The 21,403-nt window shown below is 56.6% G+C and carries 23 protein-coding genes, 2 tRNA genes and 1 riboswitch; of the genes, 23 read left to right on the top strand and 2 right to left on the bottom strand.

Going from position 1 to position 21,403, the window contains the following annotated elements; translation table 11 throughout:
• Nucleotides 1-43: 43 nt before the first annotated feature.
• The 7 genes from FC43_RS10480 (at nucleotide 44) to FC43_RS11525 (ending at nucleotide 6,165) form a co-directional block, all read left to right on the top strand.
• Nucleotides 44-715: a response regulator transcription factor gene (locus FC43_RS10480; protein WP_056955625.1), complete on the top strand. Its 672-nt coding sequence runs from the start codon at nucleotides 44-46 to the stop codon at nucleotides 713-715.
• Nucleotides 708-1,652, top strand: coding sequence for a sensor histidine kinase (locus FC43_RS10475; protein WP_056955624.1), 945 nt, complete (start codon nucleotides 708-710; stop codon nucleotides 1,650-1,652). Before FC43_RS10480 ends, FC43_RS10475 begins: the two co-directional genes overlap by 8 nt.
• Nucleotides 1,653-1,746: 94 nt before the next feature.
• Nucleotides 1,747-2,514, top strand: coding sequence for an ABC transporter ATP-binding protein (locus FC43_RS10470; protein ID WP_019205599.1), 768 nt, complete (start codon nucleotides 1,747-1,749; stop codon nucleotides 2,512-2,514).
• Nucleotides 2,504-4,450 (top strand): hypothetical protein, encoded by a 1,947-nt coding sequence (locus FC43_RS10465; RefSeq protein WP_056955623.1) that lies wholly within the window; start codon nucleotides 2,504-2,506, stop codon nucleotides 4,448-4,450. Before FC43_RS10470 ends, FC43_RS10465 begins: the two co-directional genes overlap by 11 nt.
• A 46-nt stretch (nucleotides 4,451-4,496) precedes the next feature.
• The gene (locus tag FC43_RS10460; RefSeq protein ID WP_056955622.1) at nucleotides 4,497-5,630 is read left to right on the top strand and encodes a THUMP domain-containing class I SAM-dependent RNA methyltransferase; all 1,134 of its coding nucleotides are present in this window, start codon (nucleotides 4,497-4,499) and stop codon (nucleotides 5,628-5,630) included.
• A gap of 18 nt (nucleotides 5,631-5,648) precedes the next feature.
• The gene (locus FC43_RS10455; RefSeq protein WP_056955621.1) at nucleotides 5,649-5,933 is read left to right on the top strand and encodes a hypothetical protein; all 285 of its coding nucleotides are present in this window, start codon (nucleotides 5,649-5,651) and stop codon (nucleotides 5,931-5,933) included.
• 97 nt (nucleotides 5,934-6,030) lie between these two features.
• Nucleotides 6,031-6,165: a hypothetical protein gene (locus tag FC43_RS11525; RefSeq protein WP_268872368.1), complete on the top strand. Its 135-nt coding sequence runs from the start codon at nucleotides 6,031-6,033 to the stop codon at nucleotides 6,163-6,165.
• Between the two features lie 47 nt (nucleotides 6,166-6,212).
• Here the strand turns inward: FC43_RS11525 and FC43_RS10450 are convergent, their stop codons facing one another.
• Nucleotides 6,213-6,566, bottom strand: a complete 354-nt coding sequence (locus tag FC43_RS10450; RefSeq protein WP_056955620.1) for a hypothetical protein — start codon at nucleotides 6,564-6,566, stop codon at nucleotides 6,213-6,215.
• Between the two features lie 2 nt (nucleotides 6,567-6,568).
• Nucleotides 6,569-7,450 (bottom strand): LysR family transcriptional regulator, encoded by an 882-nt coding sequence (locus tag FC43_RS10445; RefSeq protein WP_056955619.1) that lies wholly within the window; start codon nucleotides 7,448-7,450, stop codon nucleotides 6,569-6,571.
• 86 nt (nucleotides 7,451-7,536) lie between these two features.
• On the opposite strand from FC43_RS10445, the gene FC43_RS10440 reads away from it, so the two are divergent.
• The 16 genes from FC43_RS10440 to FC43_RS10370 all read left to right on the top strand — a co-directional run bounded on the left by FC43_RS10440 (nucleotide 7,537) and on the right by FC43_RS10370 (nucleotide 21,271).
• A complete protein-coding gene (locus FC43_RS10440) occupies nucleotides 7,537-7,845 on the top strand; it encodes an MGMT family protein (protein ID WP_019205592.1) in 309 nt (102 codons plus the stop codon).
• 59 nt (nucleotides 7,846-7,904) lie between these two features.
• A complete protein-coding gene (locus FC43_RS10435; RefSeq protein WP_019205591.1) occupies nucleotides 7,905-8,141 on the top strand; it encodes a cytochrome b5 domain-containing protein in 237 nt (78 codons plus the stop codon).
• 316 nt (nucleotides 8,142-8,457) lie between these two features.
• Nucleotides 8,458-9,171 carry a 5-oxoprolinase subunit PxpB gene (gene pxpB / locus FC43_RS10430; RefSeq protein ID WP_056955618.1) on the top strand — a complete coding sequence of 238 codons (714 nt, stop codon included), beginning with the start codon at nucleotides 8,458-8,460 and terminating at the stop codon, nucleotides 9,169-9,171.
• A complete protein-coding gene (locus FC43_RS10425; RefSeq protein ID WP_056955617.1) occupies nucleotides 9,171-10,187 on the top strand; it encodes a 5-oxoprolinase subunit C family protein in 1,017 nt (338 codons plus the stop codon). The genes pxpB and FC43_RS10425 overlap by 1 nt, the downstream gene beginning before the upstream one ends.
• A 36-nt stretch (nucleotides 10,188-10,223) precedes the next feature.
• A complete protein-coding gene (locus FC43_RS10420; RefSeq protein ID WP_056955616.1) occupies nucleotides 10,224-10,655 on the top strand; it encodes an acetyl-CoA carboxylase biotin carboxyl carrier protein in 432 nt (143 codons plus the stop codon).
• Entirely contained in the window at nucleotides 10,627-11,988 is a 1,362-nt protein-coding gene (locus FC43_RS10415; protein ID WP_019205587.1) for an acetyl-CoA carboxylase biotin carboxylase subunit, read from the top strand. The genes FC43_RS10420 and FC43_RS10415 overlap by 29 nt, the downstream gene beginning before the upstream one ends.
• A gap of 2 nt (nucleotides 11,989-11,990) precedes the next feature.
• Entirely contained in the window at nucleotides 11,991-12,740 is a 750-nt protein-coding gene (locus FC43_RS10410) for a LamB/YcsF family protein (RefSeq protein WP_056955615.1), read from the top strand.
• Between the two features lie 42 nt (nucleotides 12,741-12,782).
• Nucleotides 12,783-14,000: an NRAMP family divalent metal transporter gene (locus tag FC43_RS10405; RefSeq protein ID WP_056955614.1), complete on the top strand. Its 1,218-nt coding sequence runs from the start codon at nucleotides 12,783-12,785 to the stop codon at nucleotides 13,998-14,000.
• A gap of 108 nt (nucleotides 14,001-14,108) precedes the next feature.
• Complete coding sequence (locus tag FC43_RS10400; protein WP_019205584.1) at nucleotides 14,109-15,038, top strand: FAD:protein FMN transferase; 930 nt, start codon at nucleotides 14,109-14,111, stop codon at nucleotides 15,036-15,038.
• Between the two features lie 23 nt (nucleotides 15,039-15,061).
• A riboswitch (TPP riboswitch) is annotated at nucleotides 15,062-15,168 on the top strand.
• Nucleotides 15,169-15,255: 87 nt separating this feature from the next.
• Nucleotides 15,256-16,026 carry a hydroxyethylthiazole kinase gene (gene thiM / locus FC43_RS10395; RefSeq protein ID WP_056955613.1) on the top strand — a complete coding sequence of 257 codons (771 nt, stop codon included), beginning with the start codon at nucleotides 15,256-15,258 and terminating at the stop codon, nucleotides 16,024-16,026.
• The gene (thiD, locus tag FC43_RS10390) at nucleotides 16,019-16,819 is read left to right on the top strand and encodes a bifunctional hydroxymethylpyrimidine kinase/phosphomethylpyrimidine kinase (RefSeq protein ID WP_056955612.1); all 801 of its coding nucleotides are present in this window, start codon (nucleotides 16,019-16,021) and stop codon (nucleotides 16,817-16,819) included. The genes thiM and thiD overlap by 8 nt, the downstream gene beginning before the upstream one ends.
• 5 nt (nucleotides 16,820-16,824) lie before the next feature.
• On the top strand, nucleotides 16,825-17,484 hold the full coding sequence (gene thiE, locus FC43_RS10385; RefSeq protein WP_056955611.1) for a thiamine phosphate synthase: 660 nt from the start codon (nucleotides 16,825-16,827) through the stop codon (nucleotides 17,482-17,484).
• Between the two features lie 77 nt (nucleotides 17,485-17,561).
• The gene (locus FC43_RS11165) at nucleotides 17,562-17,723 is read left to right on the top strand and encodes a hypothetical protein (protein ID WP_019205580.1); all 162 of its coding nucleotides are present in this window, start codon (nucleotides 17,562-17,564) and stop codon (nucleotides 17,721-17,723) included.
• A 352-nt stretch (nucleotides 17,724-18,075) separates the two neighbouring features.
• Nucleotides 18,076-18,149, top strand: a tRNA-Pro gene (locus FC43_RS10380).
• Nucleotides 18,150-18,211: 62 nt separating this feature from the next.
• Nucleotides 18,212-21,109 (top strand): YfhO family protein, encoded by a 2,898-nt coding sequence (locus tag FC43_RS10375; RefSeq protein WP_056955610.1) that lies wholly within the window; start codon nucleotides 18,212-18,214, stop codon nucleotides 21,107-21,109.
• A 90-nt stretch (nucleotides 21,110-21,199) separates the two neighbouring features.
• Nucleotides 21,200-21,271 (top strand) — tRNA-Gln (locus tag FC43_RS10370).
• The last annotated feature ends 132 nt before the right edge of the window (nucleotides 21,272-21,403 follow it).

Raw genomic sequence — 21,403 nt, 5'->3', positions numbered from 1 at the left:
CCGGGCTTTTTTCTTACATTTCGAAAGAAAGTGGGGGAAGGCAATGACCAAGATTCTGATAATTGAAGATGATCCACAAATTATTGCGACCATGACTGCCACGCTGCAAAAGTGGCAATATCAAGTCGCCACCGTCCAAGACTGGCAGCACGTCGCCCAAAGGGTGGATGAAACGGTCACCTTGGTGCTGTGTGACATTACCTTACCCAGCTTTGATGGTTTCTATTGGATCCAAACGATTCGTCAAACCAGCGCGGTGCCGATCATCGTGATCTCCGCCGCGGCAATCGATGATAACGTAATGCACGCGGTCGCGGCCGGGGCCGATGATTACCTAATGAAGCCCTTTTCGATGACCGTGCTGGTGGCCAAGATCCAGGCCCTCTTGCGCCGCCGCCAACAGGCCAGTCCGCAATACCGCCTGGGGGCGGCAACGTTGAATCCCCTAACCAATGAATTGCGCCAAGCTACGCAGGTTGTGAAGCTCTCCCCCACCCAGGCAGCCTTGTTAAAACTTTTATTGGCGAAGCCTAATCAGACGGTGACCAAACAGGAGCTATTGGAGCTCTTGTGGCAGGGCGGGGAATACTTAGACGAAAACACCTTAAACGTGAATATTTCGCGGCTGCGCCGAAAATTAGCGCAATTAGACTTAGCGACTGCCTTACGGACGGAGCGCGGGCTGGGCTACCGGGTGGTGACAGGCGATGCGTAAGTGGTGTAAGGAAGCCGCGCGCTTGACGATTGGTTACTGGCTTTTGCTGGGGTTACTGGCGCTGCTGTGGTATGTCTACCGTTTGCCGGGGACCTTATTTGCGGATTTGGTCTGGAATTCGCTGTGGCCGGTGCTGGGCTGGGTGGCCTGGTGGCTTTGGCATACGAAGCAGCGGCTCAAACAGACTAACTTAATTCCCCGCACGCTGGTGGAAACCGAGCTAACTCGGCGCTTGGCCCAAGCCAAGCGAGATCATCGCCACCAGCTGTTGCAACTACAAGCCCGCCAGCGGCAAGAACTCGATTATGTGGACCGTTTTGCCCACGAGATTAAAAACGCCTTAATGGCCTTGGAAGGGCTGACGGCACAGCCAACGGTTGCTTCCGCCCCCCTGAAGCCGGTCCTCTACCAAGCCAACCGTAATTTAGACCTCTTGTTGAACGCGGAGCGCCTGCAGTTTTTGACCAACGATTTCGCCTTTGAATGGCTTGATTTGACCGCCCTGTGCCAAACCGTCGTCCAAAGTTTGGCCCCGCTGATGATTGCCCAGCAATTACGGCCGCAGTTTGCCATTGGAAACGTCAAGGTCTTAAGTGACCGCAAGTGGTTGACCTTTATCGTGACCCAATTGGTGACCAATGCGGTTAAATACTCCCCGCCGGGCCGGGTGGTCACCTTTGCTTGGCAAGCTTCGACCCTGCAAATTATTGACCAGGGCCCCGGGGTGGCGCCCAGTGATTTGCCCCGCGTCTTTGAAGCCGGCTTTACCGGTCAAAATGGGCACCAAACTACCCGCGCCACGGGGATGGGCCTGTATTTGGCCCAACAAGCGGCCACCAAGATCAACCTGACGCTGACCCTGGTTAATCGCCAGACCCACGGCATCAAAGCGGAGGTTCATTTTCCCGCCGCGCACGTCAAACTTACCAAACTGTAAGGATTGTGACCCACCTGTAAGTAGGCAGGGGGTCCCAGCCCTTTTATAATGAAGAAAACGACGGCGCGTGACGTCGAACAAGGAGGAACTTGAAATGACTTTATTGACGCTTGAACACGTGGCCCGGACCTTTGGGGCCAATACCGCCCATCCGGTCCATGCGCTGCGTGACGTTTCATTTACGGTTGATGCAGGGGAGTTTGTGGCGATTATGGGCGAATCGGGGGCCGGCAAATCGACCCTCTTAAATTTATTGGCGACCCTGGATCAAGCCACGGCCGGCCAGCTCCGCTTGCAAAATCAGGACTTAGCCCAGCTGAGTGCGGAGCAAGCCGCGAAGTTTCGGCGTGATCACCTGGGCTTTGTCTTTCAAAGTTTTAATTTATTGGATAGTTTGACCAACCGCGACAATATTTTCTTACCGCTGGTTTTAAAACGGACGCCATTAGCGACCATGCAAGCCCGCCTGGCGCCCTTAGCGGAACAACTTGGCCTGCAGGAACTGCTGGATCGCTATCCCCAGGAAATTTCTGGGGGCCAAAAGCAACGGGTCGCGATTGCCCGGGCTTTGATTACGCAACCAGCGTTGTTATTGGCCGATGAGCCGACCGGCGCCCTTGATTCCAATACCAGCCAGCAGATCCTGGCGATTTTTAATCAGGTCAATGCCCAGGGGCAAACCATTTTGATGGTTACCCACAGTGCGGTGGCTGCCAGCTATGCCCAACGGGTCCTCTTTGTTAAGGACGGGCGGATTTACCACGAGCTGTTTCGCAAGGAGCAGTCCAGTGCGGCGATGCAAAGTCAAATCAATAACGCGATGCTGACCTTAAGCAAGGGGGGCGTGGCAAATGATGATTAAATTATTGGCCAGCCTCTGGCAAGCCCACCGGCGGATTTACTGGCCGGCCTGGTTGGCGACGGTCGTCCTCGTGGCCCTTAACTACTTGTTGTTTGCCCTGGCGAGTGATCCCAGCCTGCGTCATTTTGGCTTTAGCAGCTTGACCAATGCCCTGTTGCAAATTGGGATCGTCTTCATCGTTGCCATTACGCTGGGCTTTTTAGGCTACGCGGATAATTTCTTGGCCAAGGCGCAGAGCCGGGCCTTTGGCTTGTATCGGATGCTGGGGATGACGCACTGGCAGTTGGGCGGGTTGATGAGCTTGGATCGGTTTAGCTTTCTGGCCACGGCCGGGCTGGTGGGGGTCTGCACCGGGACGATTTTCACGCGGCTGGCTGGGCAGGTCTTATTGCGGCTGATTGACGGGACGGCGATTCACTTGGCGTTTTGGTCGGCCCGGGGGACGGCTGCGACCGCGGTCGTGCTGGCACTTGGCCTAGTGGGCTTAATTGTGGTTAACCTCTGGCGGCTGCAGCAGGTCAGTCCGCAAGCTTTATTTACGACCGGCCAGTTGGAAAAGGCGCCGGCGGCTAAAACGCCGTGGCTCAGTGGTAGCCTGGGGCTGCTTTGCTTAGGGCTGGCTTACTGGCAAGCGATCAGTGTCAAACCATCAATGGCCGCCCTGGTACAATTTATGGGCGCGACGTTGCTGGTCGTGATTGGGACTTACTTGGTCTTTATGGCCGGCAGCATTTTAATTTTGCGGCAGTTGCAAAAATGGCCCCGGTGCTACTACGAAAGTCCGCGCGGGATGATCGCCATTTCTGGCTTATTGACGCGAATGCGGGCCAACGGGGCCGGATTAGCTACGATCTGCCTGTTGTGCTCCGCCGTGATGGTCCTGCTGTTTGGTTCGCTGAGCCTTTACGTGGGGCGGAGTCGAATTCAACGCTTGTGGAACCCGGCGGCCATCCAAGTCGTGACCCCGCTCAAGCAACGCGCCCAAGTTCACCAAACGGTCGTGCAATTGGCCGACCAGCAAGGGGTTGCCGTCCGGCGGGTGGCAGACTATTCGATTACGGTGCCCCAGTATGGAAAAATCACCGGGGCAAAGTTTTCGACTCAACTGGGCGGGGCGGCTTCTAATACGGCCACGCTGATTCTGATTAGCCGTCAGACCTATCAACGTCTCACCCACCATCCCGTGCCGTTAGCGGCCAATCAAGCCCTCGTCTACTCGCCGGGGCAGGCGGTGCCCAGCAGATTGAAGGTGGGGGAGGCGACCTACCACTTACACCGGCTGGCGCATTTTAAGTGGGGCATCGACCCGACCCACTCGATTTTTCCGCCGATCTACTTGGTGGTTAACCAATTGCCGGTCCAACTGCCCCAGCTCCGGGTGCAGGCCTTTGACTACCAACGGACCTTACCAACCACCAAAAAGTTGGCCTTTGAACAAAGCGTGATGGCGGCCTTACCAATGGCTGACAACAGCTACTTGTCAATGCGCCAGACGATCAAGACCTTTTTGAATGGCCTCACCGGGGGCACGATTTTTGTCGGCTTTTTGATCAGTTTGGCGATGCTGGTTACAACGGCGATTGTGATCTACTTTAAGCAGTTGACCGAGGGCATGGCTGATCGCCACCGGTTTGTGACGATGCAAGCAGTGGGCTTAACGCCGCTAGAAACGGCGGCTGCCATTCGGACCCAGGTTCTGGCCGTCTTTTTGCTGCCCGTGGGTGGGGCCCTGCTGAATTTGGCGGTGGCCTTTCCGGGGATCCACAAGATCTTGAAGCTCTTTAGTATGTATGACGGGTGGTTGGAGTTAAAAATTGCGGTCGGTGTAGCGGTCTTGTTGCTGGTCATTTACCTGAGCGTCTATGCGTTCACGACCCGCTTGTACCAACGAGTTGTTGCTTCAGGTCAACCCACGGATGGGGATGTGGTAAGATAGTAGGTGATTACAGTCTGGGACAACCGGACGATTGAGAGGTAAAAATGTGCAGAAGTATCAATTGATTGCGACCGCCGCGGCGGGTGTGGAAGCCTTGGTGGGCAAGGAATTACGGGAACTGGGTTATCAGACCCAAGTCGAAAACGGCCGGGTCCGCTTTGAAGGGACGATGAGCGACGTCTTGCGGACCAACCTGTGGCTGCGGATCGCCGACCGGGTGAAGATCGTAGTGGGAGAATTTGATGCCCGGAATTTTGATGAATTATTTGAACAAACCAAGGCCTTAGCCTGGGAAGACCTCTTGCCCCTAGACGCCAATTTCCCGGTGGAAGGCAAGAGTCACCACTCCCAACTGCACCACGTGCCGACGGTCCAAGCAATGGTAAAAAAGGCGATTGTTGAACGGCTCAGCCAGGTCTATCACCGGCGGACTCGCTTGCCGGAAACCGGGGCGACCTACCCGCTAGAAGTGGCGATTGCTAAGGATCATGTCTTATTGACCCTGGATACCTCGGGCAGCAGCCTCTTCAAGCGCGGCTACCGTCAGGCCAAGGGGGGCGCGCCCCTGAAGGAAAATCTGGCCGCGGCCCTGGTCAGCTTGGCCCACTGGTTCCCGGACAACCCCTTTGTCGATCCGGTGTGTGGGTCGGGGACGATTCCGATTGAAGCGGCGCTGATTGGCTACAATATTGCCCCGGGGCTTAACCGCGAGTTTGCGGCCGAGCGGTGGGTTAATCTGGTTCCGGCCGGCTTAAGCGATGACCTGCGCGATGCGGCGCTGGATGCGGCCGATTACGACGTGGAATTAGACATTACTGGTTACGATATTGACGGACAAATGATTGAAATTGCTAAGGCCAACGCGCGGGCGGCCGGCTTATCACAAGCCATCACCTTTAAGCAATTGGCGGTTAAGGATTGGCACACCGACAAGCTGAACGGGGTTTTGGTCGCCAACCCACCGTACGGGGAACGGCTGAGCGATCTGGCCAGCGTCCGGGAATTGTACCGGCAGATGGGGCAGCTCTACCGGGCGATGCCAACCTGGTCCAAGTACATTTTGACCGCCGACCTGGAATTTGAAACTTACTACGGGGCCCCGGCCACCAAGCGGCGTAAATTATACAACGGGGCGCTGCGGACCGACCTCTTCCAGTACTGGGGCAAAAAGCAGCGTTAAGCAGAAAGGAAGCGGACGATGTTAAAAAGCGGTCCTAAATTTATCACCGGGTGTGTCGTCAGCATGTTGGTCATGAACGCGGTGGGGCTGGGGGCGACCTTGGCCCGCCAGGGGATGACCGGAGCGAGCTTCGGGTCCGTTGCCGGCTTTCTATTTGAGAACGGGGTATTGCTGGTGGTCTACTGGCTCGTGCAACGGACGGGCCCGGCCGTTAAGGTTTACTACTGGTGGACGCTGAGAGCTTTTGGCGTGGCCACCATTTTAACGGCGGTTGACCTGGGCCTTCGCTTGGCCTGGGGGTAACGGTCCTCGTGATAAGGCGGACCAATTTCGCGGCATTGGAGCTGAAAATGTGGTATCCTCAAGTTAAGGCAAACGCTTTCTTGAGGAGGAAAAAGTGATGACTAATAAACATTTACACCAATTAGGCTTAGTCGTGGCCCTGGGTTCGTTGGTGATCAACGTCTGCAGCTTGGCTTACCATGCGAAGCATCTTTGCCCCTGTCAGGCAGGCCATTGCCGGCACCAGCATTAGTAAATAAAATGGGAACCGCCCGTTGGGGGTAGTTCCCATTTTTTGCTTTAATCGGTTTCGGGCGTAATCGGCAGCTGACACAGGGTAGGCAGGGCCGCAGCAGCCTGAGCCGAACGGACCTGATATTTAATGCCGGTTGCGCTGACGTTGAGCGCCTGCCAAAAACGATTGGCGTCAAAGGCGGTATCGAACGCGTTTAGCAACAAACTGAGGTCTTTGACCTGCCGCCGGCGTTGGCGCAGCGTTTGCAACGCGGCGATTAGCCCGGGAGCATCAATTTGGGCCAGCGGAGTAAACTCAACAGCGTGCAAGTAGTCTTGGGTCACTTCCCGGTCATAGTAGGCCAGGTCGTGGTCGACAGTGGCCTTTAGCGCTAAGGCATCCAACACGTAGCTTGACAAAACTAGCTGAACTGTTCCTGCAGTGTTTCGTCAAAGGCATCGTTAATCAACGTCGTCATCTGCCGCTTCCAAAAGAGAAAGTAGGGTTGGTAGATGGGTGCGTGGTGTGGGTCAGTAAAGGGCAGAAGTTTAATGGCGGCGGGGACGGCGGGATGATCGCTGAGTTGATCGGTCAACAGCCAGCCCTGGTTGGCCGCCACCATCAGCCGGGCCTCGCGCAGGCTAGTTGCAAAGCGCAAGGGACTGGTAATCCCGAGGGCTTCGCGGTAGTAGCGAATTTCGCCGGCCTCTTGATCCGAAGCGGCCAGGATATAACAAGGGAGCGCGGACAACTGCGGGGCGGTGACCGGCCCGGTTAAGGATTGGTTGGCCGAGACTTCGACCATCTTTTGGGTGGTGATGATCCGCCGGCTGGTGTAGGCTTCGGATTCAGGGTGGCGCTGGTCGTTAAAGACCAGGTCGACCTTTTCTTGCCGCAAGGCGTCAAACAGTTCTTCGTGGTTGCCCAGGGTAATGCTTAATTCTAAGTGGGGATGTTGCTGGTTAAAGCTGGCGACCGCCTGATTGAATTCCGGGCCGATGTAGGACCGCACGCAGCCGATCGTCAGGTGGGTAGTGTTGGTGTGGCCGACGCTGATCGTGCTTTCCTTTAATTCCTTGGCCTGGGCTAAGAGCTGGGGCGCGTGGCGGTAGAGGTATTCGCCGGCGGGGGTGAGGGCGAAGCTGCGGTGTTGGCGGACCATCAAATCGACGCCGAGATCCTTTTCCAGGGCCTGGATCTGCTGGGAAATGGCCGATTGCGAAATATAGGCCTGGGCCGCAGCCTTGGTGAAACTGTTATTTTCAACGACTTTGACGAAGTAATCGAGCTGACGCAAGAGCATACTTATTTATCTCCTTAAAAGTAATCCTTGCTCATTTTAGCGGATTGGTATTAAAATGCAAGCAAAAAAACGGCGGAGGAAGCGAAATGACAACTGTTTTAAATGAACAATTGATTGACCAAGTCCTGACCCAAGTGGCCTTGATTCCGCGCGGGAAGGTGGCGACTTACGGGCAGCTTGCCAAGCGGATTGGTCGGCCCCGTCACGCGCGTCTGGTGGGGCGGATTTTAGGCACTGCGCCCCAGGCCGTGCATTATCCCTGCCACCGGGTGGTGACGGCGACTGGGCGTTTGGTACCCGGCTGGGCGGAGCAAGCGCGCTTGTTGGCCGCCGAGGGGGTCAGCCTGCGCGATCCGACCCATGTCGCCTTAAAAGCTCACCAGTGGCGAGGTTAATAATTAACGTGGAAAGCGCTTAATGTTATAATAGGTAAAAATAAAGGAGGATGAGCAACATGACGGAAAAAACCTTTACCTTAGCACAGTTAGCCCAATATGACGGCCAAAATGGCCAACCAGCCTATGTCGCCGTGGATGGGGTCGTGTACGATGTCACCAACAGCCCAGCTTGGCCGAATGGGCGCCACCATGGCAATCAAGCCGGCCAAGACGTAACCAAGGCTTTACATGAGGACTCTCCCCACGGAGCCAAGAAGTTAGCCTTGTTGCCGGTCGTGGGGAAGTTGGTCTAAGCAAGCGCAGTTGAATACCCAAAGCCCGGGAACCAAGTGAACAGTCGATGGTTTCTGGGCTTTGTTTTTTATCAAAAAAAATTAAGTTTGTGGTTTTAGAAAGTGCCGACCGGCGGTTTGATTAGAAAAAATAAGTCGGTTCGCCAATTTAACTTTGAAAGGTTAAGTGAAAATTGGGTAATTAGGTGGTGATTAGGGGTTCAACTTTGACAATTTAATCGTCACCCCCTAAAATTAATCTATTCTCATAAAAAATTAATCAAACCAACGCGGACGAACCGAGGTCGGCACGGAAAAAAGCAAGGAAGGTGAAGGAATGGATTATCGAATGATTCCAGTGGGTGATCAGGCGGTCGCCATTGAAATGGGGACGACGATTGATCCGGCGGTCAATCAACGGCTTCAAACCATCGGGCAGGCGGTGCTGGCGGCCCATTTACCAATGGTCAAGACCGTGATTCCGGGGTATGCAACGCTGACGGTGACTTTCAACGGGCAGATGGCCACGACGGAGATGGTCATGAAAAAGCTGACGCCGTTGATTGACGCGGCAATGCAAGCCAAACTGGCGCCCCACCAAACCTGGCTGATTCCAGTCTGTTACGGGGGCGAATTTGGGCCGGACCTGGCCGATGTAGCGGCCTTTGCCAAGTGTAGTGCCGAGGAAGTGATTGCCAAGCACACCAGCCGGGATTACCTGATTTACTTTATGGGCTTTTTGCCGGGCTTTGCTTACATGGGTAGTGTCGTCGATGAGATTGCCATGCCCCGCTTGGCCGAACCCCGCTTAGAAATTCCGGCCGGCAGCGTCGGAATTGCCGGGGCCCAAACGGGCTTTTACCCAGTGGCGTCCCCGGGGGGCTGGCGCATTATCGGCCAGACCCCACTCAAGCTCTATGACCCGGCGCATCCGCAAAGCTTCTATCACGCGGGTGACTTGATTCGTTTTCAAGCGGTATCAGCGGCGGAATTTGCGACGATTAAGCAAGCCGTCGCGGCCGGGACCTACCAACCAAAGGGGGTGGCATAATGGCTTATTTGCAAATTTTAAAGCCGGGGATCCAAACCACGGTCCAAGACGCGGGGCGGCCTCAGCACCAACGCGATGGCTTCCCCGAGTCCGGGAGCATCGATCAGGGGGCGGCCCGGGTGGCCAACCTCTTAGTCGGAAATGCCGAACAAGCCGCGGTTTTGGAATTTTCCTTGCTCGGCCCGACGATTGAGTTCAGCGCGCCCACCTTTATCGCCCTGACTGGGGCGGAATTTGCGACCGACCTCAACGGCGAATCACTGGCAGCCAACCGGTGCTGGCAAGTTCAGGCCGGCGATGTCTTGACGATTGGTAACGCGACGAAAGGACGGGTCGGCTATTTGGCCGTCGCCGGCGGGATCCAGACCCAGCCGGTGCTAGGCAGCCGCTCGACGACGATGCGCTTGCACTTAGGCGGCCTCAACGGTCAGGCCCTGGCGGCGGGGGATTTACTTCCGGTCAAGCGCCAGGTCGTCTTGCCGAGTTATTTCCACCGCCACTTGCCAGCCGAGCGCCTGCCCGAGCAAGCCACGCCAGCCGAAATCCGGTTGCTCAAGGGCCCGCAGTGGGACTGGTTTGATGAAGCGACCCAAACGGCGCTCGTGGACAGTGAATACGAAATCAGCAATCAAGCGGATCGGATGGGCTACCGACTGACGGGGCCCAAGTTAACGGTGCCCGAGCGCAGTCTCTTATCCACCGCGACCGTGCGTGGGGCGTTGCAAGTCCCGGCCAACGGGCAGCCGATTGTCCTCTTGGCGGACCGCCAAACGACCGGCGGTTACCCGATTATCGCCGTGGTGGCGACGGTTGACCTGGGTTATTTTGCTCAGTGCCAGCCGGGGCAAAAGGTTCGCTTTAAGTTGATCGGCTTGCCAACAGCGCAAACCTTATTGGCCGACGTCCGCCAGCCGCTTGATGAACTGGAACAAACGGTGATTACGGGCAAATACAAGCCACCGTACGGGATCAGCCGGGTGGCCAGCCAGCGGATTGCCCGCCTGTTTGAAGACTGATGGTTGGCAGGGTGAAAATTAGAAGGGGTGACCAAGATGAAAATTGATCAAGAAGCGATTGAAACTTTAACCAAGTTGTTGGAAGGCAGTGAATTAACCGAGTTGGAATACCAACAGGGCGATGAAAAAATTAAATTGAAGAAGGCGCCGGCTCCGGTCGTCGAAGCAGTGGCTCCAGTGGCCATGTCAAGTGATGACCAACCAGTTCGCGCCCCGCGGACCGACGTGGTCGAAGGGCATACGATCAACGCTCCGACGGTTGGGATCTTCTATACTGCTAAGTCGCCACAGGAACCACCGTACGTTCAAGTTGGCGATGAGGTCAAGCAAGGCCAAATCGTCGGCGTGATTGAAGCGATGAAGGTCTTTACCAACGTCGTCGCCGATGTGGATGGCGTCGTCGAACGGGTCCTGGTCAATAATGAGGAGGGGGTTGAATATGGACAACCACTTATTCAAATCCAGTAATTCGGTCAGTAAGTGGCCCTTCCACAAGGTCCTGATTGCCAACCGCGGCGAGATCGCGGTGCGGATCATTCGGACCTGCCGGATCTTGGGACTGGAGACGGTCGCGGTTTATTCGGCGGCGGATGCCGAGGCCTTGCACGTTAAGTTGGCCGATGAAGCGGTCAGCATTGGCCCGGCCAACGCTGAACAAAGCTATCTTAACATTGCTGCTTTGATTGGGGCCGCGCAGTTGACCGGGGCGGATGCGATTCACCCGGGCTACGGCTTTTTATCCGAGAGTGCTGATTTTGCCCAGGCCTGCCGGGACAACCACATTAAGTTGATCGGTCCCAGCCCGGCGGTGATTGAAATGCTGGGGGATAAAGAAACCGCCCGCCTGACGATGAAAAAGGCCGGTTTGCCGGTGGTCAAGGGGAGCCAAGCGGTCGTAACGACTTTAGCGGAAGCCCGCGCCCAGGCCAATCAAATTGGCTACCCGGTGATGCTGAAAGCCAGCGCCGGTGGGGGTGGTAAGGGGATGCGGATCATTAATTCCGTGACCGATTTGACCCAGCAGTTTGCTACGGCCCAAGAAGAAGCGGTCGCCTCCTTTAACGACAACCGGATGTATTTGGAACAGTACCTGCCGGCGCCGCGCCACATTGAAGTCCAAATCATCGCGGACCGTTACGGACATGCGGTTGCCCTGGGAGAACGGGACTGCACGATCCAGGCCCGCCACCAAAAGGTGATTGAAGAAGCGCCGGCCGTCGTCTTGCCGGCCAACGTCCGTGAGGAAATGTTGCGGCGTTCTGAGCAGGCGGTCAGCCAGCTGAATTACGAGGGGGTCGGGACGATTGAATTCCTCTACAACCCCGACGGCAGTTACTACTTCATGGAAATGAACACCCGGATCCAGGTTGAACACCCGGTCACCGAGCTGATTACCGGGACCGACCTGGTGGAAATCCAGCTCCGCTTGGCGGCGGGGGCCGAATTGAGTACCCGCCGGCCCCAACCGTTTGGCTTTGCCCTGGAGTGCCGGGTCAACGCCTTAACGCCGGGGCAAATTACCGGCTTGCACCTGCCGAGTGGACAGGGGGTCCGGATTGAATCGGCCCTCTACCAAGGCTACCGGGTGCCGACCAATTACGACGGGATGATTGCCAAAATCATCGTCTATGGTGACCGTCGCCAACGGGTTCTCCAGCAGATGCAGGCCGTGATTGACGAGACGGTGATCAAGGGGATTAAAACCAACTTGGATTTATTGGAACAAATTCTACAGGAACCGGATTTCCAACGCTTGGCGACTGACGTCAACTGGCTGGATAATCGCTCAAAGGGGGAGTAAAGATGGTCGCAATCGATTTAAACAGTGATTTAGGGGAAAGCTTTGGCCGCTACACCGTCGGCAACGATGAAGCGGTAATGGGCTTGATTACCTCGGCCAACGTTGCCTGTGGGGTGCACGCCGGGGATCCCGACGTGATGGCCCAGACCGTGGCGGTCGCGGCCCAGCGCGGGGTGGCGATCGGTGCCCACCCCGGCTTTCCGGACCGGCAGGGCTTTGGCCGGCGCTATTTGGCGATGAGTCCGCTGGAAGTTGAACACCTGGTAACCTACCAGGTCGCGGCCTTGGCGGGCTTTACCAAGGGCCACCGCCTCCACCACGTTAAGCCCCACGGCGCCTTGTACAACGCGGCGGCCAAGGATTACGATTTAGCCCTGGCGATTTGCCGGGGGGTCAAGCAGTTTGATCCCGGCCTGCCCCTGTACGGGCTGGCGGGCTCGGCCTTGCTTCAAGCAGCGGCCGAAGTTGGGCTGCCGGCGCGTTCGGAAGTCTTTGCCGACCGGGCCTACCAGGCGGATGGTTCCTTGGTGCCGCGCGGCCAGGCCGGCGCCGTACTGACGGACGCCCAGCAGGTGGCGGCCCGGGCCGTGGCGATGGTGGAAAACCAAGCCGTGACCGCCATTACCGGGGAAACGGTCCCGTTGCAAGTCGATACGATTTGTGTCCATGGCGATAACGAAGCCGCCCTGGCCCTGGTTAAAGAACTGCGGGCGGCGATGCTGGCCCAAGGGATTGAAATCAGCGCGGGATAAGTCTTTTTTGACGCAATTGGCATAAGAAAGAACAGAGGTGACATGATGCAAAACGGACGTGATTTAACGGCGGCTAGCCGCCACGCTGCCGTCAAGAAAGCAGCGATCGGGGGCGCCTTTTTGATGGCGATGTCAGCGGTCGGCCCGGGCTTTTTGACCCAAACGGCGACCTTTACCCAGGCCGAAGGGGCCAACTTCGGCTTTGCGATTTTAATTTGTATTCTGGTTGATATTATTGTTCAGTTAAACATCTGGCGGGTGATCGTCGTGGCCGGCAAGCGGGCCCAAATGATTGCCAATGACGTGGTTCCGGGCTTAGGCTACCTGCTGTCCGCCCTGGTGGCCCTAGGGGGACTCTTCTTTAACATTGGGAACGTTGCCGGGGCCGGCCTAGGGTTGAACGTGTTGTTTGGCATTCCCGTCGCGGCCGGGGCGATTATCTCGGCGGTAATTGCCATCGTGATTTTGATCGTGCGCAATGCCTTGAAGGTCGTCGACTGGACGGTCCAAGCCCTGGCGGTGATTGCAGTATTGGTCTTGGTCTACATGTTGTGCGTGACTAAGATTCCGTACGCGACGGCGGCGGTTCACACCGTTGCGCCAACTAAGATTGACTTCTACTCGATCCTGACGATTGTCGGTGGGACCGTCGGGGGCTACATCTCCTTTGCGGGGGGCCACCGGCTCCTTGAAGGTGGCGCCAAGGGCCAAGCCGATTTGAAGTACGTCAACTTGGGGGCCTTGACCGGGATCGGGCTGGCTTCCGTCATCCGGGTAATGCTCTTCTTGGTCGGGCTGGCGGTCGTCGTGGCCGGCACGACTTTGGATCCAACCAACCCGGCGGCCTCAATCTTTAAGACCGCGGCGGGGGCCTTTGGCTACAAGTTCTTCGGCCTCTTGCTGTTTGCGGCCGGGATGTCGTCGATTATCGGCTCGACCTTTACGTCGACCTCCTTCTTGGACTACGCGGTTAGCGGGCGGTCGGTCAAGTACCGTGATGCTTTGACGATTGGCTTTATCGCCTTTGCGACGGTGGTCTTTGTCTTTATCGGCCAACCGGCTAAGGTGCTGGTCGTGGTGGGGGCCTTGAACGGCTTTATCCTGCCGATTGCCCTGGCAATCTTGCTGGTGGCATCTGGTCGCCAAAAGATCATGGGCGCGGCTTACCGCCATCCGCTCTGGTTAGCGATCACCGGCTGGATCGTGGTCGCTTTCATGGCCTTTGCCAGTGTCAAGACGGTGATTGGTTTCTTCGGTTAGTGTTATTCGGCGGGGCGGGTGCGGCCCGCCTTTTTTAATGCTTTGCAAGCGGGCTGGCCTGGGGTACACTGGAAATAACGACTTACCAAAAGAAAGGAAGGACGGCAAATGATGGCAACCCGCCGGGTCCACTTGATGGGGACCGTAATTGACGTACAAATTGATGATCCTAAGGGGGAGGCGCTGGCCGATTCGGTGGTCGCGCGGCTGAAACTATACGAGCACCGCTTCTCGGCCAATGATGAGGCGGCCGAATTAATGCAGGTCAACCACCAGGCCGGCGTGGCCCCCGTTGCAGTGGCCCCGGAATTATTTGACTTGATTGCCCTGGGCAAAAAGTACAGTTTAAGGCCGGACGGCAATCTCAATATTGCCCTCGGTCCGCTGGTTAAACTCTGGCACATTGGCTTTGCTGACGCCCATAAGCCTAGTGATGAACAGATCCAGGCCCGCCTGGCCCTGACGGACCCGCACCAGATTGAATTGGATGCTCAGCGGCAAACGGTCTACTTGACCCAACCGGGGATGGAGCTTGATCTCGGCGCGCTGGCCAAGGGCTACATTGCCGATTTGCTGACCGATTTTTTGCGCGCCGCGGGGGTTAAGTCAGCCTTGCTGAACCTGGGCGGCAACGTTGTGGTGATCGGCGGCAAGCGGACCAATGCCGATGGTAATTGGCACGTTGGCCTACAAGATCCAGCCCAGCCGCTGGGGACTTACCGGCGGGTCTTGAATTTGCGCGACCAATCGATCGTGACCTCCGGGATCTACCAACGGAATTTAAAGGCGCACAATCATTTTTACCACCATATTTTTGATAAGCACACTGGCTACCCAACCCCGGCCCAGATCACCAGTCTGTCGATCATCTCGCCACGCTCAGTTGATGGCGAAATTTGGACGACGATGCTCTTTGGCCAGGACCGGGCGACGATTGAGCAAACGGTGGCCCAATTGCCCCAAGTCCGGGCGATCGTGATTGATCAGGCCGGACGACTAACCCAGTGCGCCGGGCCCGGCGCAGTTGCCGTGATGTGAAAAAAGGGTTATAATTAGACTAATTTAAGTAACTGGAGTGCCCGTGAGCCGGGCTGAGATGTACGCAAACGTACGGATCCATTGAACCTGGGAGTTAAGACTCGCGAAGGGACGTTACCAAGCCGATCAAGTAGGGATCGCGCGTTGCGGGTGAGTTGACTCATCGCAACGCGTTTTTTCGTTTCCCGGCCTGGCCGTTCCGGAAAGGAAATGGCAAATGGAAGTTCAATTAATTACTAGTCTGCAGCAACGGCGACCGCTAGTGTTAGCGGTCACGAATTTTATCACCGCCGGGGCCGTCGCTAATTGCCTCAGTGCGGCAGGAATGTCGCCCTTGATGCCGAGCGACCCGGCCGAAGCCGCGGAATTGGTGGCCTTGGCGGATGCCGTGGTCGTCAATATCGGCTCGGTTGGGGCCGAACAAGCGGCCCTCTTACGTGCCGTTGTTACCGCCGCGCGCCAACTCAAGAAGCCGTTGGTCCTGGATCCCGTGGCGGTCGGGGCCAGCCAGGCACGCCGGCAGCTGATCACCGAGCTTTTGGCCGGCCCGGTAACCCTGATTCGGGGCAACGCCAGCGAGATTGCGGTTTTGGCGGGGGCAACCAGCCATGGTCACGGGATTGACGCGGGGGCCGAGTCCAACTTGGCCCAGGTGGCAGCGGCCTGTGCCAAGCGCCACGCTTGTCTGGTCGTTTTGTCGGGCCCGGTCGATTACGTCAGTGATGGCCAGCATACCAAGGCGCTGCCTGGCGGCAGTCCGCTGATGCCCAAAGTGGTTGGGACCGGGGATATGTTATCGGCCTTTTTAGCCGGTTGCTTGACCTTGCCAATGGCCCCCTTGACGGCGGCCGAATTAGGGACGGCCTACTTTGGTCAGGCCGGCGCCCAGGCGGATGACGGGCAGCTTGGGCACTGGCTGAGCAATTTTCTGACGGTGCTTGCTCAAGCCCCACACGACTTTGGAAAGGCGGTGCAGACTAATGACTAAGCCACAATTTCCCCAGGCCCTCTCAATCGCGGGTTCTGATTCCGGTGGTGGGGCCGGGATGCAGGCGGATTTGAAGACGATGCAAATGCGCCACGTCTTTGCAACTACCGTTTTGGTAGCAATCACGGCCCAAAATACCCGCGGCGTCCAAAGGGCCCAGGTCCTACCCCCGGCCATGATTGATGCTCAGTTTGCTGCTTTGGCGGAGGACCTCCAAATTAAAGCAGTCAAAACCGGGATGTTGGCTGATTCCCAGACGGTCCAAACGGTGGTCCAAAACCTGCAGCGCTACGACTTTGGTCCGCTAACCGTTGATCCGGTGATGATTGCCAAGGGTGGGGCGCCGCTCTTGGCTGATGAGGCCGTGGCCACCGTCCGCGACCAGCTCTTGCCGTTGGCCACTTTAATCACGCCAAACCTACCCGAGGCCGAGGTTTTAACCGGCCAAAAGATCCGGACGGAAGCCCAGATGCGCCAGGCGGCTGAACACTTGCAGGCCCTGGGAGCGGCCAATGTCTTGGTCAAGGGTGGTCACTTGGGCGCAGACCAAGCGGCGGTGGATTACGTCTTACTGGCAAACGGACGGGACTTTTGGCTGACCAGTCCGCGGGTGGCGACCGCTAATACCCACGGCACTGGCGATACGATTTCGGCTTGCATTACGGCGGAATTAGCCAAGGGAGTCGACTTGGCAACGGCGATCCGGGTGGCCAAGGCCTACGTCACGGCAACAATTCGGGAAGGCATTCAAGTGGGGCACGGGCATGGTCCCTTAAATCATTGGGCGGTGTAGTAAAAATGAGATTTGAAACCACGATGTTAAAGGCCTACTTGGTGGGTGGGAGCCAGGATACCCAGGGGCGGCCCGACCAGCTGTTAGCCAAAGTTGAAGTCGCCTTGCAAAACGGCATTACCATGTTTCAGTACCGGGAAAAGGGACCTGGCGCTTTGACCGGGGGAGCTCGGATCCAGTTGGGACATCGGTTGCGCGCTCTATGTCGCCAGTACGATTGTCCCTTCGTGGTCGATGACGACCTCGCCCTGGCCCGCGAGCTGGGGGCGGACGGGATTCACGTCGGCCAACGCGACCAGGGAATTGAAGCGGTGCTCACGGCCGCCCAAGCCGCGGGGCTCTTTGTCGGCTACTCTTGTGCGACGGCGGGCCAGTTGGCGCGGGCCAATCAATTAGCTGGGGTGGCCTATGTAGGCAGTGGACCAGTCTTTCCGACGACTTCGAAGGCGGATGCCGATCCGGCCCTAGGGGTTGCGGGGCTAGCGGCGTTGGTAGCTCAAAGTCGCCACCCGGTCGTGGCAATCGGCGGTCTTAGCGCAACCAATTTAGCAACCGTCTGGACCACCGGGGTGGCCGGGACGGCGGTGATTTCGTTGGTGCTGGGGGCCCATGATGTGGCCAAAGCGACGCGTCAATTTGCCAAATATACCAAAATTAAAAGTTAAAAATCAGCCGAAACCGCGTATATATAAAGTAGGGCCTTTAAAAGGGGACCTACTTTTTTTCGTTGGGAGGAAATGACATGCAGGAATTTACCCATTGGTTGCAGTTGGCCAGTCAGCCTGGGGCCAGTTTGGCCACCGAAAAGCAATTACAACAACAGATGGTACGCTTGGGCTTTGATCGAAGTGATTTTGAAGCCCTTTTAGCGGTGGTGGTGGAATTGCGGGTTTGGGAAGTTTAGGTAGTTAATCCAATTCGGGGTACTTGTTATCACGGCTTAAGCGCATTTAGACGCCCAGCTCAGCAGAAGAGCTGGGCGTTTTGAATTGCCGCGGGACTTTGCCAAAATTTAACCAGCCCCCGCCCAGCGGTCTGGTATAATAGAGCCGGTGAGCTTTCGGGGGCGGGGGACAGTCCGTCCCCTGTCACCGGCATGCTGCGCCCACCAGTGTTCCAGCGGAAACGACGGCCCTGCTGGGGTAAATTTTGCGGTGGGGAAGCGAGCTTAAAAAAATTAACAAAAGTGGTTGACATTTGCCCTGGTGACCGGTAATATATTTAACTGTTGTCAGGTAATGACAAGGACTTCATTTCGGGAAATAGCTCAGCTTGGTAGAGCACCTGGTTTGGGACCAGGGGGTCGCAGGTTCGAATCCTGTTTTCCCGATTCATCAACGGCCGTGGTAAGTAATTACCACGGCCGTTAATTTTTTACCAAGGGGAATTACGATGGAATTTTCATTTGCCCAGTCCAAGCAGCGCCGGGTCTATCTGCTGTATAGCCTGGTCTTTATTTTAATTGCGGCTTGTATGTACGGCACCTACCTGGTGACGGGCAACAGCTTGATTTGGAATAAGGATCCGCTCAATCAACACGTCCCGCTCTTGATTGAATATCGCAAGGCCGTCTTACACTTTTTGACCCACCCGTTGGGCCCGCACCAGTGGTGGTCCTGGCGGATGGGGCTGGGGTCGGATACCTTTGCGATCTTTTCTTATTACACGATCGGGGACGTCTTTGCCTACCTGGCCCTGCTGTTTCCGGCTGGCAAAATGGTCTTGGCCTACCAGGTGATGGTGGTGCTGCGCCTGTACTGTGCCGGGCTGGCCTTTGTCTGGTTTGCCCGCCACTTTAAGCTGGCCGATTGGGTGATCGTGGCCGGGGCGGTCGTCTACCTGGTTAATTCTTACCTGCTCTACGCCAGCTTAGCCCAGCCCTTTTTTACCACCACCTTCATCCTGTTCCCGCTCTTAGTCGTGCAGGTCGAACGGATTCTGCAGGGGGGCTCGTGGTGGCCGCTGGCCGGGGCCTTTGTCTGGATGCTGGTCAATAATTACTACCTGGCCTACGTGCTGGGGATCGGGACCTTCTTGTTCCTGGTTTTGCGGGTGCTGACCCATTACCGGGGGCGCTTGGACTACGGGGTCACCATCTTGAAGCTGGGCTTGGCGACGGTGACGAGTCTGCTGTTAAGCGCGGTCTTGTTAGTACCAGAAATTTTGACCGTCATGAATTCCACCCGGGCCGGTTCGACCTTTGCCAATGGGCTGACGACCTACCCGGCGTATTACTACCTTTTCTTGCCCAAGGCCTTGATTAACGGCGGCCAGTGGTCCTTTATGTTCTGGGCGGCGCTGGGGATTGTTTCCTTTGGCTTCTTGGCCCTGGTCTACGTTTACTTGCAGCCTAAACGCTACCCGCTGTTGGCGCTCAGTTTGGCCCTCGCCTTGGTAATGCTTTTGATTCCGGCGGTTGGCGCCTTTTTCAATGGGCTGATGGCGGCCTCGAACCGCTGGACCTTGCTGATTTATTTGCCGATCGCCATGGCGGTCTGCTTCCTTCTCCAACACGTCGGTGAGTTGACTCGCCACCAGCTGCTGGTAATGTCGTGGGCGACCGCGGTCTACCTGCTGGTCGTCTTGGCCACTTACTTCCTTAAAAATGATGCGGCCCTCTTTGTACCGTTGACCTGCCTGTTGGGTGGCCTGCTGTTGTTGTGGCTGATTCACGCGGGGGTGGTGGCCCACCCGGGGCGGTGGCTACTGGCCTTGATCTTGGCCAACGCCGGCTTTAACGCCATTTACGCCGCCTTCCCGTACAACGGGGACTTCGCCAGCGCGATGCTGCCGCGCGGCGCCTACCAGCGTTTGACCACCCAGCGTTACGGGGGCTTGGAAAAGGGGCTGAGTAAGCAGCCGACCTACCGGGTTTCGACGCTCAGCCAAAATGACATTGTCAGCGACGTCTTGAATGATAATGACTTGACGACTGGTATGCACAATATCGATTCCTACTACTCGCTGCAAAATCAGTACCTCGGTCAGTTCAGCCAGGACTTGCAAAACACCCAGTACCAGGCCAACGTCCCGCTGCGGCAGGTCGATGACCGGAGCGTCTGGCTGAACTTTTTAGGGGTCAAGTATCTCTTTGTCCAAACCAACGGTGCTAACGCAACTAAGTGGCCGCAGGGGTATTTCTTGGATCAGGCGACAGCGCCCCAGTACGATTACAATGCCAAGCAACCAGCGGGGGCAACCAAGAAGGAGGATCTGCCGCCGATCCAAACCGTCCGGCTCAAGAGCCAGCAAAACTTCCCGCTCTTGTATTGGCAAAGCACCGCCATCACCCCGGCCCAGTACCGCCAGTTGGGGCCGACGGCTAAGGAGCGGGCACTGGCCAGTGGGGTGGTCGTTGCAGACCACGTGGCTCAAAAGCTGACGCCGGCGGATTTAACGGGTAACGTCGTCAAGCTCAAGAGTCAGCTGATTTCCAACCGCTTTAACCAGGTCAACCCGGCGAACTTGCACTACCGCGACGCCGAGGAGACCTACCAGCTGGTCTTACCACAATTGACCAACAAACAATTTGCCAAGCGACTTAAGGAAAGTGAGCTCCACGTCGAATTTCAGACGATTAAGTACCAGCCACTGACCCTCAAGCAGCAGTTAGCCGCGGAAATGGCCCACGCTAAGCAAACCGCCAACTTTAATCCGGGCGCAGCCCTAAATGAAAAGTCGGTCTGGTACAAGTACTGGCGCTACCACCTCATTAATGGTTCGCCGGACATTAGCTACACCCTGCAGCTGACCAGTAAGTACGGGACCGAAAAGATCAGCCAGCCCAAGCAAAGCGTCCTGTCCTTCTTTAAGGTCGTTAAAAACGGGACGATGAACGTTGGCTACTTTGCCAAGCACCTACCGACCCAGTTGACCTTTAAGCCGACTAAGCTCGGCACCTACCATTTGAAGTATCAGGTGGTTGCCGCGCGGCTGGGGGACAAGTACCAAAGCGAAGTGCGCCAAATCCAAGCCCACGGGCTGAAAAAATTGCATTTCGCGCCGAACACGGTCAGCGGGCAGTTGACCACGTCGCGCTACGGGGTCTTGACCTCGTCGATTCCGTATTCCAAGGGCTGGATGGCGACCGTTGATGGCCACCCGGCCCCAGTCTTGCGGACCAATACCGCCTTTGTCGGCTTGGCCCTGCCGGCGGGGAACCACCGGATTAAGCTGACCTACCACGTGCCGGGCTTGCGAGTGGGGGCCATCATCAGCTTGATTGGTCTGGCCTGGACCGCACTGTTAGCCGGAATTACCTGGTGGGTCCGGCATCACCGGGGCGCCTAGACCAAAAATGTTAAAAAAGTTGGGAGTAACCCTTGCAATTACCGCTGGATTTGCTATACTAATGAAGTCGTCAAATGATGACTTACAAATTGGGCTATGGCCAAGCGGTAAGGCAACGGTTTTTGGTACCGTCATGCGCTGGTTCGAATCCAGCTAGCCCAACTCTTTAGAAGCGATCAGCAGAGGCTGGTCGCTTTTTTCGTAGGTTAACTTGTCCATTAATGAAAACGTTTTTAGTAAGGGTTCTACAATATTTGGTACTGATGGGAGTAAAATCCTGTTAGTACCATTTTT

Origin of the sequence: Limosilactobacillus ingluviei DSM 15946 (assembly GCF_001435775.1) — a bacterium.
Lineage (GTDB): Bacteria > Bacillota > Bacilli > Lactobacillales > Lactobacillaceae > Limosilactobacillus > Limosilactobacillus ingluviei.
This window is presented reverse-complemented; position numbering and strand designations above follow the sequence as displayed.